Here is a 20,065-nt window from a genome sequence, read left to right as displayed (position 1 = left end):
GAGACCGGAGGGCCCCCTCAAGCGACGGACCAGATAAGCCTATCGCCTACAGAATCGCGTCGATGAGGTCCCGGGAGACGACCGAAAAGTCGCGCGTGCCCACGGCGTAGCGGTCGACCGTGAAGTCCAGTTCGAGGTCGACCATCCGAAGGTAGTCCGAATAATGATTGGTCGATCGGCCGACCGCCTTGAACGGCCCCGCGAGGACAATGACCGGCTTGCCGAGCCGCTTCGCCGCAAGGGCGAGAAGATCCGCACCTTGTGACGAGACGACGTCGCCGTCTTCCGTGATCAGATGCGCGCCGACGACCACGCGATCAGCGGATCCAACGTGTTGGATGGAGTCGGCAAGGAAACCATAGGACACGTCGAGATTCGACTGGGTGAGGCGGTTCCCGATCGTCAGAGTCTCGGGCTTGGCGGACGCCAGCAAGACTGTAACCGATGGTTTCTTTCCGCGCGCTTGAGCATTCACAAGCGCCCGTTCGCAGAGGCTGCTCGAGCCGATCGTGACGATGCGTTCCTCCGGGTAGACGAGTCGGTCGAAACGCGAGGCCACGGACTCTTCGGAGGCGAGGATTTCCGCCCCGATCGTCCGGCCCATCCGTACGACTTCGGTCTGCAACAACCGCACGTCGGAGATCCCCTTCATCCCGGAGAAGCCCCGTTGTGCGAGGTTCACCATGATGCCGCTGGGCAATGGACTTGCGAGTGGCACGTTCGCGAAAGGAATGCTGGCAAACTCCGCGAACGCCGCTCCGGGGTCGCGGTACTTCGGCAAGTCGTGCTTCGCGAACTCGGGCAGGCGTCGGGAATACCATTCCATGGCCGCCGGCGAGGCGCCCATCGTGATGGTCCTGATGTACAGGTTGCCAGCGACTTCTTCCCGGAGGCGTACGTCAACGTCCACTTGGCTAGTTCCCCTCCCCCACTCCCCGTATTCGCGCCGCTTCCTTCTCTGCCAGATCTCTCTTCAGCTTGGCGTTCTCCTCCTCGAGCACGGCGTTCTTGTCGAGGAGAGTTCGAATCTCGGGGTTCTCGGGCCGGCTGGACGCCGCCACCGAAGCAGGGTTGACCGGACGGGCGTACCCCGGAGGGCCGTACATCCTGGACATGGGCGGAATCGGAGGCGGAGGCGGCGGCGGACCCATCCAGCCGCGCTCGTGGGGCGGAACCGGGATGTGGACCCCGCATTCGGGGCACGCTTCAACGTACGGGTCGACGTCAACGACTTTTCCACAGCTATGACATAGATGCCACGTCATGTTAAAACCCCCGGGAACCCCTGCACTCCATCGATATGAATGAGTGGCGGTCTATTTATGCATTGCTGCGGGAAATGAGGGCAAGACCCCGCTCTATCGGAGGACGCCACGCTCAATCAGGCTCCTTCGCATGTGCGTGTAACACAAAAGCGGTAAACTAATATCGCGGACTTCGATGCGGGGCCGTGAGGGTCGCTCCGACCATCGTACTCTCTCGAGCGGAGCGGCGGCGCCTGCTCGGTTGGTCGCTGAGCCGGACCGCGCCCCACCGCCTCGTCCTCCGGTCCCAGGTCGTCCTCCTGGCGGCGAAGGGGTTGGACAACCGAGCGATCGCGGGACGCCTCGAGGTGAGCGATCCGTTCGTCGGAAAGTGGCGCTCCCGATTCCACCGCCTCCGCCTCGTCGGCATCGAACGGGAAGCCCCGCGCTCGGGGCGGACGCCCGAGATCCCGGCCCGGACCGTACGGCGCATCCTCGAGAAGACGCTGCAAGGGCGACGCCGCGGGACCGACCGCTGGTCCACGCGGACGCTCGCGGAGGCCGTCGGCGTGAGCCACATGACCGTTTCTCGATTATGGCGGGCGCATCGGCTCACACCTGAAGCGAGGTCGCCAACGCCCAGGAGCGACGCTCGGTTCCTGGAACGGCACGTCGACGTCGTCGGGTCGTACCTGGACCCGCCTAAGCGTGCCGTCGTATTCGCTGTGCACGGGGAGACGCGGACCGAGGTCCTAGAGCCCACGCCGGCCATCCCGATCAGGCGCAGCTCCCCGAAGGTGCGGAGCCGGGCACATCGGCACGAGGTCTCCGTGGACCTCCTCGACGCACTCGACCTGGTGGACGGGACCGCGATCCGGGAGTTCCACCATCGCGACCGGGGTCAGGAGTTCCTCGCGTTCCTGCGTGCCATCGACGAGGCGGTCCCACCGGAGGGTGACATCCACATCGTCCTCGACGACGTCACCGTGCGGACGGAGGAACGGTTGAAGCGGTGGCTCGCCCACCACCCGCGATTCCGCATCCACGTCGTCCCGGCGGGGTCCTCGTGGCACAATGCGACGAAACGGTGCCTCACCGACCTCATGGACGGGCGAACACGCCGGCGGAACCCCGGGAACGTCCGCGAGCTCAAAGCGGCGATCCGGGAGTACCGGGCCGCGAACGCCGAGAGCCCGCGCCCGTTCATCTGGATGAAGTCGCCGGAGACGGACTTCCGCAGGCCACGGAGCATCCCTCGATCGGGAAGTACGTAAACGACGCCACACTGAATCGTCCGACATGGATCCGCACGTCGCCTTGGACGGTCAGGCGGTTCCGACCGTCCTAAACTACGTGAAGAAAGCAAGCGAACGCCCTGACGGGCTCCGCGCGGCGCGAAAACGGCCTCCACAACCTACTTATAGTGCGAAAACCGCGTACCGGAAACGGCTATACCCGCGTAGTCGCATACATTCCCTAGAAAGTGGAGTTGATAAGGTAGAGAGGGGGCCGGTTCCAGCCGTTTTAATCGCGCTAGCCTTCAGCGCGTTTACGGTCCTCTTCCTGATCCAGGATGCGGGACCGCACGTGTCGATTAGCACCCCGAAAGCGGGCGCCACGGTAAGCGGGACCGTGGCGATCGGGGGCGAGGCTTCCAGCGATTCGCAGCTCACTGGCGTGAAGGTCCGCGTCGACGCGGGCGACTGGTGGATCGCGAACGACACTTCCGTCAACAAGACCTGGGGCACATGGAGGATGCTGTGGGATTCCACGTCGGCCACCGACGGGTCGCACGCGATCACCGTGAGAGCGTGGACCTCTGACGAGGCGCAGGAGGCGACGACCCGCGTGATCGTGGCGAACCCGCCCTGGGTCCGCATCTTGACCCCGGCGAACCGGACCACCGCCGCCGGCAACGTGACCGTCGTCGGGGAGGCCGGAGACCCGAGCGCGGGCGGTGCGGTCCAACTCGTCCAGGTCGCAATCGACCCCACGCCGAATAGCGCGAACTGGTTGGATGCGACCCCGACAACCTCGGATTGGGGGCAGTGGTCGTTCGATTGGCACACGGTGGGCGCCAATACGGGGCAGCACGTCGTGGCTGCGCGCGCGTTCGACGGCGACCTGTACTCGAGGCCGTGGTTGAACGAGTACTTCGTGGACAACCGGCCGTTCGTGCATCTCGTGCAGCCGAGCGGGAACGTCACGCCCCCGGAGACCGTGCGGGGAATCCTCCTCGTCCACGGGACGGCAGGCAGCCCGGCTGACGCGGGTCGCGTGCAGCTCGTGCAAGTCCGCATCGACGACGGCGCGTGGAGCAACGCGACGGATACGTCGCCGGACAAGTCGTGGACCTCCTGGGCGTACCAATGGGACACGACGGCATACGCCGACGCGAACCACGTGGTGTGCGTCCGCGCCTGGGACGGGAGCCAGTACTCCGAGATCGTCTGCGCGGCGGTCTACGTGGGCAACAGCTCCGGCCCGCCGACGCTATCGATCGTAGAACCGACGGACGGAGAGACGGTCCGCGGGTTCGTCCTGATCAACGGGAGAGCGTCGAACGACTACGGTCTGGTCTGGCTCGTGCAGGTGAGCATCGCCGGCGGCCCGTGGAACAGCGCCACGGACACATCCCCGGACGCGTCGTGGACGACGTGGGCCAGCGCGTGGGACACGACGGCCCGCAACGACGGCTGCCTGTACCTCTCCGCGCGCGCGTGGTCTGGGTCGATGTTCTCCGATCCCGCGACGATCACGGCGTGCGTGGACAACCGGAACGACCGGCCCGCGATCGCGTTCGAGAACCTGACGAACGGCGACACGGTGCAGGGGCTGTACCTCGTCCATGGGTCCACGGGCATCACCCCGGGCGTGCAGCTCGTCCAGGTTCAGATCGACAACGGCGCGTGGTCGAGCGCCACGGACACCGGACCCGCGCTCGCCTGGAGCACGTGGGCGTTCGAGTGGAACACCTTGGTGGTCCCGAACGGGGAGCACAAGGTGTGCGCGCGTTCCCTCGACGGGAGTCTGTACTCAGAACCCGCGTGCGTCACAGTGCAGGTCCTGAATGGCGTCACGATCAACGCCGACTCGTCGACGCCGGAGGCGCTTGAGGCCTCCGTCATGGCCTTGGGCCTCCCCGGGTGGGTCAACAGCATGATCATTGTGTCGCTTCATTCCTCGAAGTACGCCCCCCTCCTCATTATCCTAGTTCCCGTAAGCCTTATCTGGTTGAGGACCCACGGCTACTTCAGGAAGTAAGGAGGAGGGATGGAACACCAGGACGCCCGCCACGCCATCGCGAGTCTGAAGCCCGTGCCCGCGGCGCGGCTCCTGACGAAGCGCGGCGGCCCGGACGATGTGCGAGCCGGTGCCAAGGGGACTTCGGTCCTGCGCCCCGTCTTCGAGAACGGCACGGCGTTCCCGGCGACCCTCAAGCAGGCGTTGCGCCGGAGGATCTACGACCACGTCCGGGCCCACCCGGGCGAGACGTTCACGAACATCAAGCGCGCCCTCGGACTGAGCACGGGAGGGTTGACACACCACCTGCGCGTCTTGGAGCGGGCGGGGCTCATCCGCTCCCGCTCCCAGAACGGACGGAAGATGCACCGCTCGGCCGAAGCCCGCGCACCGGCGAACGGCGACGGCCGCTCTCGAACCCAGGAACGCTTCCTCCGCGCGCTCGCCCGGGCTCCGGGCGCCCCGATCTCCGACGTGGCGGGGATCCTCGGCATCAGCCGCCAGCTCGCGACATACCATGCGCGGTTGCTCGCGCAACAGGGGCTCGTCCGCCTGGAACGACCGGAGGATCGGCTCCGCGCGATCCTGGTCCGGGGTCCGCGAGTGGCCTTCATGACATTCACCGCAAGTCTTCCGACCCATCGGCTGGGGGACGCCGTCGCGGAAACGCGCGGGGTCTTCCGGCGGGGCGTCGACGTGTTGCTTTCTCCAGGAGGGGCGCGACCGCCGCGCCTGCGCCGCCGCACGGGAGGCGCGAACGGGCGGGGAGGACGGAAACGTGGCCCGACGTCCGCGCAGAAAGGCAACCCAGCGGGAGGCCGATAGGTGCGCGCGGAGAGCGAGACGGCGCCGGCCTCCGAGGGGCTCGAGGACGAGATGCAGCGGGCCTTCGCGGCGCTGGACGAGGAGGGGGAACCGACCCCCGATGTGCCGGAGGACGAGCTGAACCCGGCCTCCGAGGTGCTGGACTGGCGTCGGTTCATCCGGTTGGCGGTCGGGGAATATCCCCTCCGCAATTTCTACGTCGCACGGCTTTGGCTCCCCTACCGAGCCCGCGCGAACATCCTCGTGACGAACCTCCGCGTTCTCATGTACGGCGTCGGCGGAAGGGGCGTCCTCGGGCGTTCGCGATTCGTGCAGGAGGTCCATCTCGACAAGGTCGTCGGCGTGGAATCGTTCCTCGGGTGGAGCTTCAACCTCCTGATGCTGGGCGCAGGGATGGTGTTGCTGGCCTTGGGCCTACTGCCGTACACGAACTTGATCCCCGCAATCTCGCACCTCGCGACCTCTCGGACCAATTTCCTCTGGTACATCCTCATCCTCCTGGGGATCATGTTGATCGTCTTGTGCTTCCGCCACCTGTTCTACGTCACCGTCAAGACGATGGCGCTCTCCTCGGAAATCTACGTCACCGCCCGGAGGGGATTCGGATGGTCCAACTCGAAGTCCCTCCAGTTCGGGCAGAAGCCGGGGCCTGACGCGCACCAGCTGATCCGCGAGCTTGGCTCCGTGATCCTCGACGCCCAAAACGGGGAAGCGACTCCGCAACCTGCCCTATCGTACCCGCTGCTGATTCGCCCCACGGAGACCCGTCTCGATCGACGCGGAACGACGGAGGGAACATAAGGTGTCCGAGCCTGCCCTGGGGGCCTCCGTGGAACGGGCCGGCGCGGCGGCCCGGAGCGAGACCGCACCGCCGGTGCGGTCCTGGCGCTATGTGCTTCGGCAGAGCTTCGAGGTCATGCGCCCCCATCGGAGGCTCGTCCTGATCTCGGTCGTGTTGATGGTCGTCTCCGCTTCCCTGGCACAAGTCAATCCGCTCGTCTTCCGGTACGTGACGGACACCCTTACCGCTCAGGTGACGCAGCAGGGCGCGCTGACCGATCCCGCGGCGAGAGATGCAGCAATCCGATCCGCAATCCTCCTGCTGGCCGTCTTGATTTCTGTCCTGGTCGCCAAGGAAGCGGGCATGCAGGCCCTGACGATCGCCGTCGGTCGCGTCGGTGAGAAAATCAGGACCGTGGCGGCGACGGACATGTCGAACAAGGTGAGCCAGCACCTCGGGACGCTCGACCAAGCCTTCTTCGATGCGCCGGAGAACTCGCCCGGGGCCGTCGTCGAGCGAATCGATCGCGGGATCGAAGGCATGTCGAAGTTCGTCAAGAACCTCGTCGTCGACATCCTGCCGCTCTTCTTGATGTCCGCATTCGCCTTGATCCTCATGTTCATCTCGAATTGGCTGGTCGGCGTCGTCACCTTGCTCATCATTCCGCTGTTCGCCTACGCCTCGATCCGCCAAGCGAAAGTCAACGCGGGAACGCGCGTCGCAATCATGCAGCAGAAGGAGAAGCGGTCCGGAATCTTCATCGGATTCCTCGAGGCGATCATGCTCATCAAAGCCTACCGATGGGAGCCGCTCGAGACGCGCCGGATCGGGGCCATGAACGAGGGTCTCGAGGCGGACGAGATTCGCCATCACTACGTGAACAGAACGTATGACGGAATCAAGAAGTTCTTCGAGAACGTCGGAGAGGTCGCCATCCTAGGGATCACGGGATATCTGGTGGTCACCGGGCAGCTTTCAATCGGCGCGATCTTCCTGCATCTCCTCCTGTATCGGAACGTCGCCGCTCCCGTGACGCATCTCCACCGGATTTTCGACGAGCAGCAGGAGGCCGTCGACTTCGCGGGCGGCTACTTCGGCGTGCTCGACGAGAAACCCGCGCTCGCCGAGCCCGCGGCCCCGAAGAGCCTCAAGGCCGTGAGCGGACACGTGTCGGTGCAACTCGTGTCGTTCGCCTATCCGTCGAATCCGAGTTCTCCCGTGCTGCGCGACGTGACGCTCGATCTGGAACCCGGAGGCCTGTACGCGCTCGTCGGGCTGAACGGCGCGGGCAAGACGACCCTTTCGAAACTGCTGCTCCGGTTCTACGATCCGGACGCCGGCCGGGTCCTCCTCGACGGCGTCGACCTACGGGACCTGACGAAATCGGAGATCCGGCAGCACGTGGGCATCGTGCTCCAGGAAGACCACTACGTTCGCGGCACGATCCGGGACAACCTGACTCAGGTCCGGGAGGGCGCGACGGAGGCGGACATGTGGGACGCCCTCGATGAGGTCGGCCTGGGCGGGTTCGTCGCGAACGTCGGCATGGACCGTCCCGCGAGTGCGCTCTCCAAGGGACAAAGGCAACGCCTCGCGATCGCCCGCGCGTTCCTCAAGGACCCCCGCGTCTTGATCCTCGACGAGCCGACCGCGGCGATCGATCCCCTCGCCGTCCGCGAAATCGACGTGTCCCTCCGAAGGGTCTGCGAGGGCCGGACGACGCTCCTGATTTCCCACAACATGTCGCTCGTCCTGGAAGCGAAACGGATCTTCGTCTTGGAAGACGGACGGCTCGTGCAGAGCGGCACCCATCGGGAGCTGTTCGCCCAGGACGGGGCCTACGGGAGGATCATGCGAGCCTACATCGAGACCTTGAAGATCGAGAAGCTCGAGGCACCCATGCGGAAGGAATCGGTCGCCCTGCGGATACGTCCGGAGAGCCCGGTCCCCCAATTTGGAGACGGCGAGCTCAGCGACGGCCGGCCGGGCCACAGGTGAGGGGAGTTGCTATCCGTGGAAACAAAACGAAGCGAGGGATGAGTGCATGACGAACGGATTCGCGAGCGCCATCGACTCCATGGTCCGCAAGGGCACGGGCCCGGTGTGCGGATCGTGCGGCCGCCAGGTGTCCCATCCGCCGCCGTGCCGAGCGGCGGACGTCGAGCGCTACGCGGCGGCGCAACGCGCCCTTGCCGCGTTGGACGGGGGGGATCAAGCATCGTGAGCGAGAGACAGCGATATCGACTCGAGGCATCGAAACCGTTATGCGGCGCCCCCAGCATAGGGAGCCTGCGGGGTCGGGCGCGATCCCCTCGTTGGAGGGCTGAACGTCATGGTTAATCGGTACGCGCGGTCATCGACCCCAGTCGACCGGGCCGATCGCGGGACGAGTTCGCGTCCGGCCAACGCAGGGAGAGCGGACCGGAAGCGCCGAAGCTGGCCGGGTCTGGGAGCTCCGGCACCCTCACACGGAGGCGGATACGTCACCGTCACGCCTCGGAGCTCGGCATTGCGGACCGAGGTCGAGGTGATCACCTTCCACCGGGCCGGCGACGCAAAGAGTGCACAGGGTGTCGAGGATGCCGCCATCGCCGTGGGCGGCCTCGTGTACGGCATGGAAGCGGGCCGGTGGGTATACAGAGGCATCAAGGAAACGTACCTGAAGTCGAGGCTGAAACAAGGCGAGACCGGGGTCGGACAGGTTCTCGCGATCGGCGAACCCGATGCGAAGGTCATTCAGCGGGACCTCCACGCCTCGCTGGGCCTGCGAACGTACAGGATCACGGAAGTTTGCTCGGGAAGCGTCGCCAGGAAGCTGCGAGGATACCTGAAGACCATTGGCAACATCGGGTTGAAGCCACTCCATCCGCTGGACATCGGTCGGCAGGCGAACACGAGAGGTTGGGTCATGCAGAGAAACGAATACTCATCGCTCTCACAACTCCGAGCGGCACCGGCCGTACAGATCGTGCGTCCGGAGCGGAGTCATTCGCCCCTGCCCGTGCGGCGGCCGACGTCCCGAGGAGCCTCTTCCGCCGTCGGGAACGTCCGGACCGTCCCCTTCACCGAAGGCACCATGATCTCCAGCACCCATGAAGAGAGGTGGCAGGCCACCTCGCGAGACGTCGGGAGCGCGGCCGTCAAGGCGTTCCGAGCCCTCGTCGCGCGGGGGCGCACGATCATCGGGGGCGCTCTTCGGCGACGCCCCAAACGGGCGACCGCCTCGACCCCTGGAACCGTAGCACTGAAGGTCACACCCGACCCGGCCACACCCGGGGAAGGCGTTCCCTCCGTGACGCTCCCCGCAATCGTCGTCGCGAAACCGAAAGTCCGGCCGGTCCCCCTCGCGACGGTGAGGATGCGACTCCGGCCCCTCTCTCGCCCACCGGCGCGGAAAGGGAAGAGGTCGGGCATCGCGCAAGGCGGAGGAAGTGACGCTCGAATCGAACGAAAAGGTGAACCATGAACCACTGTGACTCCTCGCAAGGCTCTCGTCGAACGCCCGTCGCCACGCTCTCGGAGGTCCGCGAAGCGTACCTCCGGATCGGGAACTCCGCCGCATCGGCAAGGATGGAGGTGGCCTGATGGCGAACTTGGAGGTCTCAGTCGCCCGGGACCGCACGACCCCGGTCCGCGTGGCCGTCGCCGTCAGCATGGGCGGCGTCATCGCTCTCGCGGCGGTGGGAATCGCCCTGTGGCGCACGCCGTTGGACCGCCTCGCCTTATGGGTCTCATTGCTCGTCCTCGCCTTCGTCATCGTGGCGTGGAGGTCCCTCTGGGTCGAGCTGTCCGCGACATCCCTCGTATTCGCGGTCCTCGCTCTGACGTCCCTGTTCGTCTGGAATCTCGCGAACCGTTCCGTGACGAACGCCGCGATCTTCCTCGCGTACGACCTGTTGGCGGTCCTGGTCCTGAGCCTCCTCCGCGACCGGACCCATATCTTCGTGCGCAGGCGTCCCTCGGCCCCGAAGGAAGGCGCGGACGTGTTCCTCAACCGGGGCATGGGCTTTGCCAATCAGGGGCAGTTCGCGGAGGCCCGCGACGCCTTCTCCAAGTCCGCGGCGATGGCGCCCGAAAACCCGGAGGCGTGGTACCAGAGGGGGCTCGCCGCGTTCGGCCTCGGGGACTTCGTGGACGCGATCGACAGCTTCGACCGATCGATCGCCTTGGACAAGGACTACCCTCCCGTGTGGCGCAGCCGGAGCCTCGTGATGACAAAGATTGGAGCGCCGGAGGAGGCAATCGCCTGCCTGGACCACGCCCTCGAACTGCGACCCGAAGACGCCGACTCCTGGGCGGGTCGGGGCGATCTCCTGCACGGGCTCGGGCGGTACGAGGAGGCGGTCGCCTCGTTCGATCGGGCGATTGACCTCGTCGACACGGACGCGGATTCGTGGTCCGCGAAGGCCGACTCGCTGCGGAAGCTCGGGCGTCAGGACGAGGCCCTCGGCTGCTACGATCGCGCGATTGAGCTGCGACCGAGATCCGTCGATCTGTGGTCCCAGAAGGGCGGCCTGCTGCGAGAGCTCGGCCGCTATGGCGACGCCGTCTCGGCCTACGACCAGGCAACCGGGCTCGTCCCCCACGATCCCGATTTCTGGTACGAGAAGGGGCGTGCCCTGAAGGGAATGCAGCGCTACCAGGAGGCCCTCGCCGCGTACGAGCAGGGCTTGCAGCTGAGCCCCGGAGATCCGACGGCCTTGAGCGAGAGAGCTTCCGTCCTGGCGCACCTGGGAAACCCAGCGCCGGAGGGCGCGCCGCCAACCGGGAAGTCGCCGGGATAGCGGTCTTCTCGCTCCCCCGAAGAAGAGGATGACCCGCGAGACGACGGAGATCGGCCCGAGCCCTCCGTCGGGTGAGCCGTCGAGGCGCCAAGGCGCGAGGCGCCGAGACTGCGTCTTGCGGCGGTCGGCCGATCCCCGCCTACTGATAGCCTTGCACGTCGTCCGCCTTGTGCTCGTTCCAGTAATGGTACGGAGAGGATTCCCGCTGCGCGGACGACAGGTCCGTCCCGACGCCGGCCGAATACGACCCGTATCGCTCGCGGATCTGGTCTTCGATCGATCGCGAGACCTTCACCGCCCGCCGAACGTGGTCCGCCTCGATCCGTTTGGCCTCTTCGGTCACCGCGATGTCCCCCGCGGACCGGATGAGGCCGCCCAATTCCCGGAGCCGGAGGCTCAAGGCCTTGTCCTTGTTATCCAGTGACTTCGCGCGGCGGCGGGCTTCCTCGACGACGACCTGCACCGCGTCGCGCGACGCAGGCGGGATGCGTTTGTCGACCATGATCTCCTGGGCGACGAACTGCGCGAGCTTCGCTCGGTTCGATCCGGTGTCGGGCATCGTCGTCTCGACGAGGACCTCGTACCCCGCGCCCGTAATCCGCGACCGCAGGGGCGAGAGGATGTGCGGGAGGTCCTGGATATTGCACGCTCCGACGAAGATGAAGTCGCACGGCACGCTGTCGACCTTCACGCTCGCGCCCGCCGACTGCGGATTGCGGCCGGAGATCGGGAAGCGCTTCTCCTGCATCGCGGTCAGGATGAACCGCTGCAGGTGACCGAGCTGCGGCAACTCGTCGATGAACAGGACGCCCTGGTGGGCCTCGTGGATCGCGCCCGCCACGACGCGGTCGTACGGTTGCGTGCCAAGCTGCGGATGTCCCCCGTACGGATCGTGCCGGACGTCGCCGAGGAGCTCCGTCTCGCTTGCCCCGGTCGCGAGCACGAACGGACGTCGGGCGATCGGCACGAGGACCTTGCGCGGGCTCTCCTTCTCCATCTCCCGCCGTTTCTCGAGCGCCTTCTGATCGAGCACGCGGATCATGTCGCCCGCCCGCTCGTAGACGACGACCTCCTCCTTGCCGAACTGCTGTCGCGTCGTCGTGACGCGATCCCGGCCGCCCATCTGCGCGAACGTGACCTCGAAGATGCCGCCGAGCAGATCGCCGAACGGATTGCCGACGTTGCCTTGAGCCGCGGCTTTCGGTCGGCCGCACTTCGGGCACATCCGGTCCGTCGGCGACGAGTACGTCCCGCAATGGACGCACTTGTAGCCGAGCCGCTCGGCGACGTTGATCGGCGCCTCTTTCGGGTCGATCAGGTCGCCTTCCGCGCCTGCGAGCCGGCTTCGCTCCTGCACGACCTCGTCCCGCTGCTTCACCTCGACAAAGGGCCGCTCCGGGTTCTCCGGATTGTGGACGACGCGGATCTCCTCCGTCACGGACGGCAGATGGAGGGAGAGCGCCTGGGCGATCATCGACTTGCCCGTGCCCGGCGGCCCGACGAGCAGGAAGTGACGTCGTTGGTTCGCCGCGATCCGCGCGAGGGCGACCGCCTCGTCCTGGCCCACCACCCGCTTCAGCGGATCGTCCGGGATCGGGATCTCCGACGTGTCGTCGAAGTCGTCGAGGGCGAATCCCTCGTCCGCCGCGAGCGACTTCGTCCGTGCGATACGGTCCACCCCGGGGCCTACGGCGCGAGGTCGCTCCGGGTCCAGATCTCGACCCCGGCGGGCTGCTTCGTAATCGTGCCCATCTTCGTGCCGATGACGGAGTGCATGTTCATCTCCGAGGCGATGTCGAGGATCCGCTGCGTGATGATCCCGTCGAAGACGACGGCGCGGGTGTTCTTCTTCGTCTTGAGGGTGTCGACGAGCTCGCGCACCGGGACCTCCGACAACACGACGTCCGAATCGTCGAGGAGCCGCGCGGTCGAGGAACCGCCGAGCTGGACGAGCATGTCCCGATACTTCTCGAGCTTCGGGCTGAGCGCTTTCGTCGTCGGCGTGAGCGGGGCGGGGGCGCTCTCCTCTCGGAACGCCGGCGTCTCGATCGGCGTTGCGGCGATCGGCCGCGGCTCGGCCCGTCCCTCCGAACGTCCCGTCGGTCCGCCGGCGGGGCGGGGCTCCGGGAACTCGGATTCCGGTTTGTAGATCTGGCCGCCAAGGCCGTACATCTCGACGTACTGGTCCGCCGGGATCTTGTTCCGCAGGCACTTCATGATCTGCTTCTGCGTGAGCTCCTCGACCTCCTTGCCGCGCGGCGCGCGCGCGATGAAGTCGACTTCCGCGACCTGCAACAGTTCCTTGAGGATGAGGTCGCCGCCGCGGTCTCCGTCGACGAAGGCCGTGAGCGCTCGCTCCTTCGAGAGCTCCTGGATCGTCTTCGGGACGTTCGTCCCCTCGACCGCGATCGCGTTCTTGATGCCCGCGCGGAGCAGATTGAGGACGTCCTGGCGTCCCTCGACGATGATGATCGCGTCGCTGTCCGCGACGTTCGGTCCGGAGGGCAGTCGCTCGGCCCCGAACGAGACGATCTCGGAGACCTGGACGCTCATCTTGACCTCGTCCAAGAGGTCCGTGCCGGACGTCTTCGACTCTTCGACCATCTGGCTCAGCAGCGCCCGCGCGCGTTCGATGATCTTGTTGCGTTTCGACACGCGGACGTCCTCGACCTTGTCGACGCGGATCGAGGCCTTGCACGGCCCCACGCGGTCGATCGTCTCGAGCGCCGCCGCCAAGATCGACGTCTCGACCTGGTCGAGCGAGGACGGGATGAGGATCGTCCCCTCGCTCCGGCCCTTCTTGCTCTGCACGTCGACCTCGATGCGGCCGATGCGTCCGCTCTTCTGCAGGTCTCGCAGGTCCAGTTCCTCTCCCAGAAGCCCCTCGGTCTGGCCGAAGACGGCGCCGACGACGTCGGGCTTCTCCACGATCCCTTCGGCCTCCATACGGGCCTGGATCAGGTATTTCGTTGTACTCGGATCGATGTTCATGCTCGCACTGTCCGGACTTGGGCCTCGCTCGCGGTTTACGTCCCGCTATCCGGACAATCTCGGCCCCGCAGGGCGCCACAGCCTCCCGTTCCCAGGAGGCAGGAAAGGATGATTCGGATGAGGGGGATCGGTGAATCGCGGCGCAGGCCGCTATCCCGGTGCCAAACTGGAAGCGGGCCTATTTAAGGGTTCGGACGATGGTTCTCACTTTTGGGATCGTCGGCGGGTATCGCGACGCTGGACCCGGTCCGCGTACCACCGCTTCGAGGGCCGCTGGCGGTGCCCGACGCTCGCGTGTTCTTCGACCCGTGCGACGAATCCATGGAGCGATTCGACGTCGGTAATGTCCTTTCGGCACAACCGCGTGAGCCGCGCGCGGATTTCTTCGTCATACCGCACGCCGTTCGCGCTCAGCCCGTCCCGCAACTGCCGGGCGAGGCGGCCCCCTCGCACGTCCCAATCGGTCAGGATGATCGCCTGGCGGTGGCCCGCGGCGATCGATTCGCACAGCGCGAAGATCGTCGAACCTTCGTTCACGAGGCGGATGTCGCCGTCGACCCCGAGGGCCCGCAACGACCGCCGGTCGTACTCTCCCTCGACGATGATCGGCGCGGTCCGGCTCCGCTCCTGCAGGTCTTCGACCGCACGCCGGAGGTCCTCGTACAGTCGCTCCCAGTCCATCAGAAACACGCTCCCGAGGCGCGGGGGCCGACGACCGCGCGCATGCCGAATCCGAGAAGCAAGGCCCGGCCGATAAGGATTGCGCGGCGCGGCGACGCCATCTTATACGCCGGGTCGGATGTGCGACGCGTGCCGGGCGAAGAGGACGTCAACTTCGAGCGCGTGACGAAAGTCTACCGCGAGGAGAGCGGCAAGAAGACGCTCGTGAGCCTCGAGGCGGACTTCTACGACAAGCTCGCGGCGTACATCGCCCGACTCGACGAATTGGCGAACAAAGAGGCACAGAAAAATCCGAACTCTCCGAAAGCCCTCCTTCTCCAGGACGAGCTCCGAAAGGTGCGGAAGCGTAGGGATCAGATCTTCACGTACCGCGAGCGGAAACTCGCCCTGCTCGCCTCCAGCCGCGCGAGCGGCGCCGAGGTCGAGATCCCGAACCTCCCCGCGCAAGACCGGGCGCTGTTCGACAGCATGGTCGCCCTGCTGAAAAAAGCCCGCGCCGAGTCGTTCGGCGGATCGCCGTTCGGCTCGGAACCGGCCGCCCCACCTCCCGAGCCGCCGACGGAAAAAGCCGGTCCGACCCCGGAAACTCCGCGCATGAAGGTCGTACGGGCGGAGGAGACGCGGCGCACGACGACGCCGCCGAGTCTGAAGGACCACGTCCTCGTCCATGTGCTCGAGGACCTGCCCCCGTTTGCAGGGATCGACACGACCTACCGGCTGAAGAAGGAGGACCTCGTCACCCTGCCGAAGACGATCGCGAAGATCCTCGTGGACCGCGGGAAAGCACGGATCGTCCAGATTGCGGGTTCGGCTGCTTGAGTTCGTCTCCCGTCCAAGAACGGCGGAAAGTCATATACGACCGTCCTGCCATCGGAACGCGGTACCACCCGGTTGGGGGCCTTCCCGGATCCGCGGCGAGCGAGGCTCGCTGCGACCGAGGCGCTGCTTGAGGTCTCCGCGGGGAAGGAGGGAACTCGATGCGGCGCTCGATCGTCTGCGCGATTGTCGTGGTATTGCTCGTTGCGGCTTCGCTCATCGTCGTGCCGAGGGCAGGCGGGTCGGCGACCGCACCTTCGCCAAGCAGCGGCGGCTTCGTAGATTCGATTCGATTCTTCGAGCAGCCGAATCAAGCGCATGCGTTGCTGGACCTGAAGAACGGCAACATGGACATGTATACGTTCCCGCTCCGCACTGCGGCCGACATCGCGGCCGCGCACAGTGACCCCGACCTCCGGACGGACGATGTCTACGGGCAGGAAGACAACCTGTTCGTGAATCCGGTTCCCGTGGACCAAACGCTGGCGCCCGGGGTGTTCAACCCCTTCGAGCTGCGGGATGTCCGAAACGCGCTCAACTACCTCATCGACCGGGAGTACATCAACGACCAGCTGTTCGGCGGGTACGGGACGACCCACGCCGCCCTGTGGAACAACTCGAGCCCATAAGTCGCGCGGGACCCGTTCTTCTTCCGCGACCTGAACCGAGACGCCCGATACAACATCACCCGCGCGCACGACCTCGTGTTCAACGCCCTCAACGCATCCGGGGCGACATTCAACGGCACATGGAGTTGGCAGGGCAACCCGATCGTCGTCAACTTCGTCATCCGAATCGAAGACGCACGCACGCGAATCGGCGACTACGTTGCGAATCAGGTCGAGCGCCTCGGCCTGACGGTGAACCGGATGTACAAGACCGGTGCAATCGCCTTCTCGATCGTGTACAACGGACCGCCGGACACGGGCGCCTGGATGCTGTACACGGAAGGATGGGCTCCCACGCAGATTCAGACGTGGGCCGACTCGGATCCCGACTTCTTCTATTGCGGTGGGGAAGGGAGCAACGTGTGGACCGTGTACGCTCCCCGCCGAACCTCGAGGCCGCATGCACAAATCTCCTGAACGGGCAGTACTCGAGCGTGGCCGAGCGGGAGGCTTTGGTGGAGTCCGCCGTGACGCTCGGCCTGAACGATTCCGTTCGCGTCTGGCTTGTCGGCGACGAGACGTTCGTCTACTCGCCCCGGGTCACGGCGTTCGTCTCGGATGTCTCTGCGGGCCTCTGGGGCCCCTTCGTCCTACGGACCGCCCGCTTCGCCTCGCCCGGAGGAACCCTTCAAGTCGGCCAGCGGATTCAGATGCTATCGCCGTGGCAGCCGTGGCAGGGATTCGGTTGGCTCTACGACAACATCGTCGCGCAAACGTTCTCGGACCCCGCCCTGACGATTCATCCGCATACCGGCGAGTACATCGGGGTCCGCGCCGAGTTCGAGACGACGACCGCCGGCCCAACGGGTTCCATCGACGTCCCGACGGACGCCCAAGAGTGGGACAGCTCGACGCTCGGTTTCAAGGTTGTCCCCGCCGGGACCACGGCGAAGTCGCTGGTCAACTACACGTTCACGTTCGGGAAGTGGCACGACGGATCGAACTTCACAATGGACGACGTCCTGTACGAACTCGCCCTCGTCTTCCGCCGGGCGGATCCCGCCGGGGACGTCTATACGAAAGACCTCGACGCGGCGTCCTACGCCGCGATCCTATTTCGAAACAGCTTGCGAGGGTTCCGCGTCGTCGATGCGACCCACCTCCAAGTTTGGTACGAATACTGGCACATCGATCCGGCAACAATCGCCTCCTTGATCAATGCCGCGTTCCCGTCGACTCCATGGACGGCGAGCGAACTCGCGCTGAGCGCTGTGTTCGACGACACCTGTCGGGTGAGTGAGGTCACCGCTGAGAACGAACAGAAGTACGCGCTCGACCTGACGAAAGGCCCGTGCCTTGCCGACATGGACGCGAACTTGCCGTCCTACATGTCGCACCTGCCACCCGGTTTGAATTTCGACCCCACGGAGGCCGCGAGCCGGTGGACTGACCTGCAGAACTTCCGGAGCACGTATGGCCACTTCTACGTGAGCAACGGGCCGTTCGTTCTGACCTCCGTCGACCCAATCAGCGTCCAGGCGACCGTCACGGCTTTCGACGCCTATCCGTTCCCGGCGGACCGGTGGGACTACCTCCTCCCGAATCCGGTTCCCGATCTCGCAATCGAGCCAATCCCGGACGTCATCGTCGGAGAGGCGGCGCAGGTGAACCTCACCACGACTGTGAACGCCGCGCCGTACGATAACGCGACCGTCCGGTATCGGATCTCGGCGGCGGGCAACGCCACGCCGCTCCGGGAGGGATTTGCCTCCCTCGTGGGCTCCGGCACCTGGCGGGTCGACCTCGATCCTTCGTTCACGTCGACCCTGGCACCCGGAACGTACGAGTTCGAGGCCGCGGCGGTGGGCAACGAGACGACGACCGCGGTGTTCGCGAGTCGCGCCTTCATGGTCTTCGTCTCGCCCCCACCTCCAGATACGACCTCGCCCACGTCGAGCCTGAGCCCCCTCTCCGGCTATTGGCAGACGTCCGGACCGTTCCACCTCGACGCGAGCGCATCCGACGACCGCAGCGGCGTCGCGTCGGTCGACCTCTACGTCGCGTTCAGTGCGGACGGGACGGCGTGGTCCGCACCCGCTGTCGTGGCCTCCGACGACGCCGAGCCGTTCGCTTTCGACTACGCACCTTCGCAGGGAGAGGGCCTCTATCGATTCTGGGCCCTCGCGACGGACGGAGCCGGCAACTCCGAATCCCTGTCGAGCAAACCGGCAACGGGGGAGATCGAGGCGGGCTTCGACTCCGTCGCGCCGACGACGCAGCTCTCCGGTCCAAGCGGCTACTGGCAGTCGATCCTGCCGATTCCCCTGACCGTGGACGCGAGCGACGCGACGAGCGGCGTCGCCTCGGTCCGCCTCTACGTGAGCTACAGCGCGGACGGCACCACCTGGTCCGTGCCCGCCTATGCGGCGGAGCTTACGTCCCCGCCGTTCGCCTTCACCGTTACTCCGTCGTCAGGCGACGGCCGATATCGATTCTGGGTCGTCGGGAGGGATGTCGCGGGAAATCTGGAGTCCATCGCGACGAAGCCAACGACGGGCGAGGTGGAATTGGGCGTCGACACGGTCGGGCCGACGGTCCTCTCATCCGCGCCAATGGACGGCGCGACAGGCGTCGCCACGGCTGGCCTGACCGTCCGGGTGACGTTCAGCGAGGCGGTCGTTCATGCGACCGCCGAGGCCGCGTTCTCGATCACGCCCTCTGTGGCGGGGACGTTCTGGTGGGACGGGAACACGCTCGTCTTCACGCCGTCCGGGGCGATTGCAAGCGGCACGACATACCAGGTCACGGTTCACGCGTCCGGCGTGAGGGACGTCGCGGGCAACGCGCTCGCAAGCGATTACTCGATTTCCTTCACGACGGCGGCGACGCAGGCAACGCCGCCTTCGGAGCCGCTCGGATGGGCGCTGCCGTTCGGAATCACGCTGGCGGTGCTGCTCGCCATCGTCGTCATCGTGTGGGCGGTCCGCAGGCGGAAGAAGCGGCCGTAAGCGCAATCGATCGACGGCTTCACCCCGGGCGCTCCGCGCCGCGTGCGAGGAAGCGCCGGAAATCAAGGAGGACCGCAAGATTCGGGATTGTCACGAGCCACACGAACGCAGCCCACGAAAGCCCGCCGCTCACCGCGCATACGTTCGACTCCGAGAGCACCGGGATCATCCAGCTGACGCACAGCGCTTCGACCGAGCCCCACACCGGGAGGGAGGCGAAGCCCACGACGATCCCGACATACCGGAAATCGCGGTCCTCCCGCCAGAGTTTCCGTCCGATGAGCCAGGCCATGACCTCGACGGCCACCATACCGCCGTCGACCACAAGCAGCCCGAGCAGATAGGTCTTCAGACCGCGCGAGAGCGAGGCCCCGTTCAGGACGATCGCGGTCGCGGTCGTGCCGACGAACGTGAAGGCGATCAGCACCGGCATCCATCGGAGACGGGGATGGCGGAGATCGAAATGGTAGCGGCGAGTGTCGACGGCCCAGCGATACGCCTTCCAATCCCCGACGATCGACCGGGCGGGCGCGCGATCCTCCCCTTGGGTCCGCGCGTCCGGTGACGCGCGAGATGAGGACTAACGGTTTCACCCGCTTAAAACGTGTCCCGTGGGAACGAGGCGTTGATCGGCGGTATCCGGTCGGGACGACCCGACGCCCGCATAAGAAAGCCGGGTCGGAACCGATGAAACGTCCCGTTGGCGGGCTTTCTGACGCGATGGCTCGGCTCGCATCGGTCGACGCCATCCGGGTGAATCCGCGGAGTCTCGCGGCATATCCGGTCCGCAATCCCCCCACGCGCCGTCGCCTCCTCGGGCCGGTAGGGAACCGCCGCGAGACAAGGATTAAATATCCACACGCCGTAAGGAACCGGGTCTCCGAGCAGAGGGCTCTGCGCCATTGGCATCCCGTTTTACGTTCGGAGGCGAGACGTGCACCCCCGACGTGCGCGGGCGTCGAAGGGGAAGGGGTAGAGGCCGCTGGAGGCGCACGCGCGCCGCTTGCACAGCGTCCGCTGATACCGATCATATGCATCCTGGACGTGTGCTAAGCCGACAGGTCCGTGGCTAACATGCTGTCTG

The 20,065-nt window shown here is 66.0% G+C and carries 18 protein-coding genes; 12 read left to right on the top strand and 6 right to left on the bottom strand.

Translation table 11 applies throughout. The annotated features are described in order from the left end of the window. Nucleotides 1-46: 46 nt before the first annotated feature. Together VF992_07940 and VF992_07935 are read right to left on the bottom strand one after the other, a co-directional pair. Nucleotides 47-910, bottom strand: a complete 864-nt coding sequence (locus VF992_07940) for a hypothetical protein (protein ID HEX9341082.1) — start codon at nt 908-910, stop codon at nt 47-49. A gap of 4 nt (nt 911-914) precedes the next feature. Beyond that, complete coding sequence (locus tag VF992_07935; GenBank protein HEX9341081.1) at nt 915-1,115, bottom strand: hypothetical protein; 201 nt, start codon at nt 1,113-1,115, stop codon at nt 915-917. A gap of 335 nt (nt 1,116-1,450) precedes the next feature. Between VF992_07935 and VF992_07930 the strand changes: the two genes are divergently transcribed. The 8 genes from VF992_07930 to VF992_07895 all read left to right on the top strand — a co-directional run bounded on the left by VF992_07930 (nt 1,451) and on the right by VF992_07895 (nt 10,877). Continuing rightward, nucleotides 1,451-2,518: an IS630 family transposase gene (locus tag VF992_07930; protein ID HEX9341080.1), complete on the top strand. Its 1,068-nt coding sequence runs from the start codon at nt 1,451-1,453 to the stop codon at nt 2,516-2,518. 313 nt (nt 2,519-2,831) lie between these two features. Then, a complete protein-coding gene (locus VF992_07925) occupies nt 2,832-4,508 on the top strand; it encodes an Ig-like domain-containing protein (GenBank protein HEX9341079.1) in 1,677 nt (558 codons plus the stop codon). Between the two features lie 9 nt (nt 4,509-4,517). Beyond that, the gene (locus tag VF992_07920) at nt 4,518-5,312 is read left to right on the top strand and encodes a helix-turn-helix domain-containing protein (protein HEX9341078.1); all 795 of its coding nucleotides are present in this window, start codon (nt 4,518-4,520) and stop codon (nt 5,310-5,312) included. Continuing rightward, complete coding sequence (locus VF992_07915) at nt 5,313-6,113, top strand: hypothetical protein (GenBank protein ID HEX9341077.1); 801 nt, start codon at nt 5,313-5,315, stop codon at nt 6,111-6,113. Between the two features lies 1 nt (nt 6,114). Then, nucleotides 6,115-8,091 (top strand): ABC transporter ATP-binding protein, encoded by a 1,977-nt coding sequence (locus VF992_07910; GenBank protein ID HEX9341076.1) that lies wholly within the window; start codon nt 6,115-6,117, stop codon nt 8,089-8,091. A gap of 46 nt (nt 8,092-8,137) precedes the next feature. Further along, the gene (locus VF992_07905) at nt 8,138-8,317 is read left to right on the top strand and encodes a hypothetical protein (protein ID HEX9341075.1); all 180 of its coding nucleotides are present in this window, start codon (nt 8,138-8,140) and stop codon (nt 8,315-8,317) included. Nucleotides 8,318-8,602: 285 nt separating this feature from the next. Then, nucleotides 8,603-9,559 (top strand): hypothetical protein, encoded by a 957-nt coding sequence (locus tag VF992_07900; GenBank protein HEX9341074.1) that lies wholly within the window; start codon nt 8,603-8,605, stop codon nt 9,557-9,559. 118 nt (nt 9,560-9,677) lie between these two features. Further along, complete coding sequence (locus VF992_07895; protein ID HEX9341073.1) at nt 9,678-10,877, top strand: tetratricopeptide repeat protein; 1,200 nt, start codon at nt 9,678-9,680, stop codon at nt 10,875-10,877. A 139-nt stretch (nt 10,878-11,016) separates the two neighbouring features. Here the strand turns inward: VF992_07895 and VF992_07890 are convergent, their stop codons facing one another. From VF992_07890 to VF992_07880, 3 genes are all read right to left on the bottom strand, one after another. After that, nucleotides 11,017-12,546, bottom strand: coding sequence for an ATP-binding protein (locus VF992_07890; protein ID HEX9341072.1), 1,530 nt, complete (start codon nt 12,544-12,546; stop codon nt 11,017-11,019). Between the two features lie 17 nt (nt 12,547-12,563). After that, entirely contained in the window at nt 12,564-13,868 is a 1,305-nt protein-coding gene (gene dnaG / locus VF992_07885) for a DNA primase DnaG (GenBank protein ID HEX9341071.1), read from the bottom strand. 204 nt (nt 13,869-14,072) lie between these two features. Next, entirely contained in the window at nt 14,073-14,549 is a 477-nt protein-coding gene (locus VF992_07880) for a DNA primase (protein ID HEX9341070.1), read from the bottom strand. Between the two features lie 129 nt (nt 14,550-14,678). Here VF992_07880 and VF992_07875 point away from each other — a divergent pair, with 129 nt between their 5' ends. The 4 genes from VF992_07875 to VF992_07860 all read left to right on the top strand — a co-directional run bounded on the left by VF992_07875 (nt 14,679) and on the right by VF992_07860 (nt 18,981). Next, nucleotides 14,679-15,368, top strand: coding sequence for a hypothetical protein (locus VF992_07875; protein HEX9341069.1), 690 nt, complete (start codon nt 14,679-14,681; stop codon nt 15,366-15,368). Between the two features lie 158 nt (nt 15,369-15,526). After that, a complete protein-coding gene (locus VF992_07870; GenBank protein HEX9341068.1) occupies nt 15,527-15,994 on the top strand; it encodes an ABC transporter substrate-binding protein in 468 nt (155 codons plus the stop codon). Between the two features lie 75 nt (nt 15,995-16,069). Then, entirely contained in the window at nt 16,070-16,450 is a 381-nt protein-coding gene (locus VF992_07865; protein HEX9341067.1) for a hypothetical protein, read from the top strand. Between the two features lie 17 nt (nt 16,451-16,467). After that, the gene (locus VF992_07860; protein HEX9341066.1) at nt 16,468-18,981 is read left to right on the top strand and encodes an Ig-like domain-containing protein; all 2,514 of its coding nucleotides are present in this window, start codon (nt 16,468-16,470) and stop codon (nt 18,979-18,981) included. 19 nt (nt 18,982-19,000) lie between these two features. Here the strand turns inward: VF992_07860 and VF992_07855 are convergent, their stop codons facing one another. Beyond that, entirely contained in the window at nt 19,001-19,414 is a 414-nt protein-coding gene (locus VF992_07855; GenBank protein HEX9341065.1) for a hypothetical protein, read from the bottom strand. Nucleotides 19,415-20,065: the final 651 nt, after the last annotated feature.

Source organism: Thermoplasmata archaeon (assembly GCA_036395115.1).
Taxonomy (GTDB): Archaea; Thermoplasmatota; Thermoplasmata; order RBG-16-68-12; family RBG-16-68-12; genus RBG-16-68-12.
The sequence above is the reverse complement of the archived record's forward strand: the minus strand, read 5'-3'. Positions and strand labels throughout refer to the sequence as shown.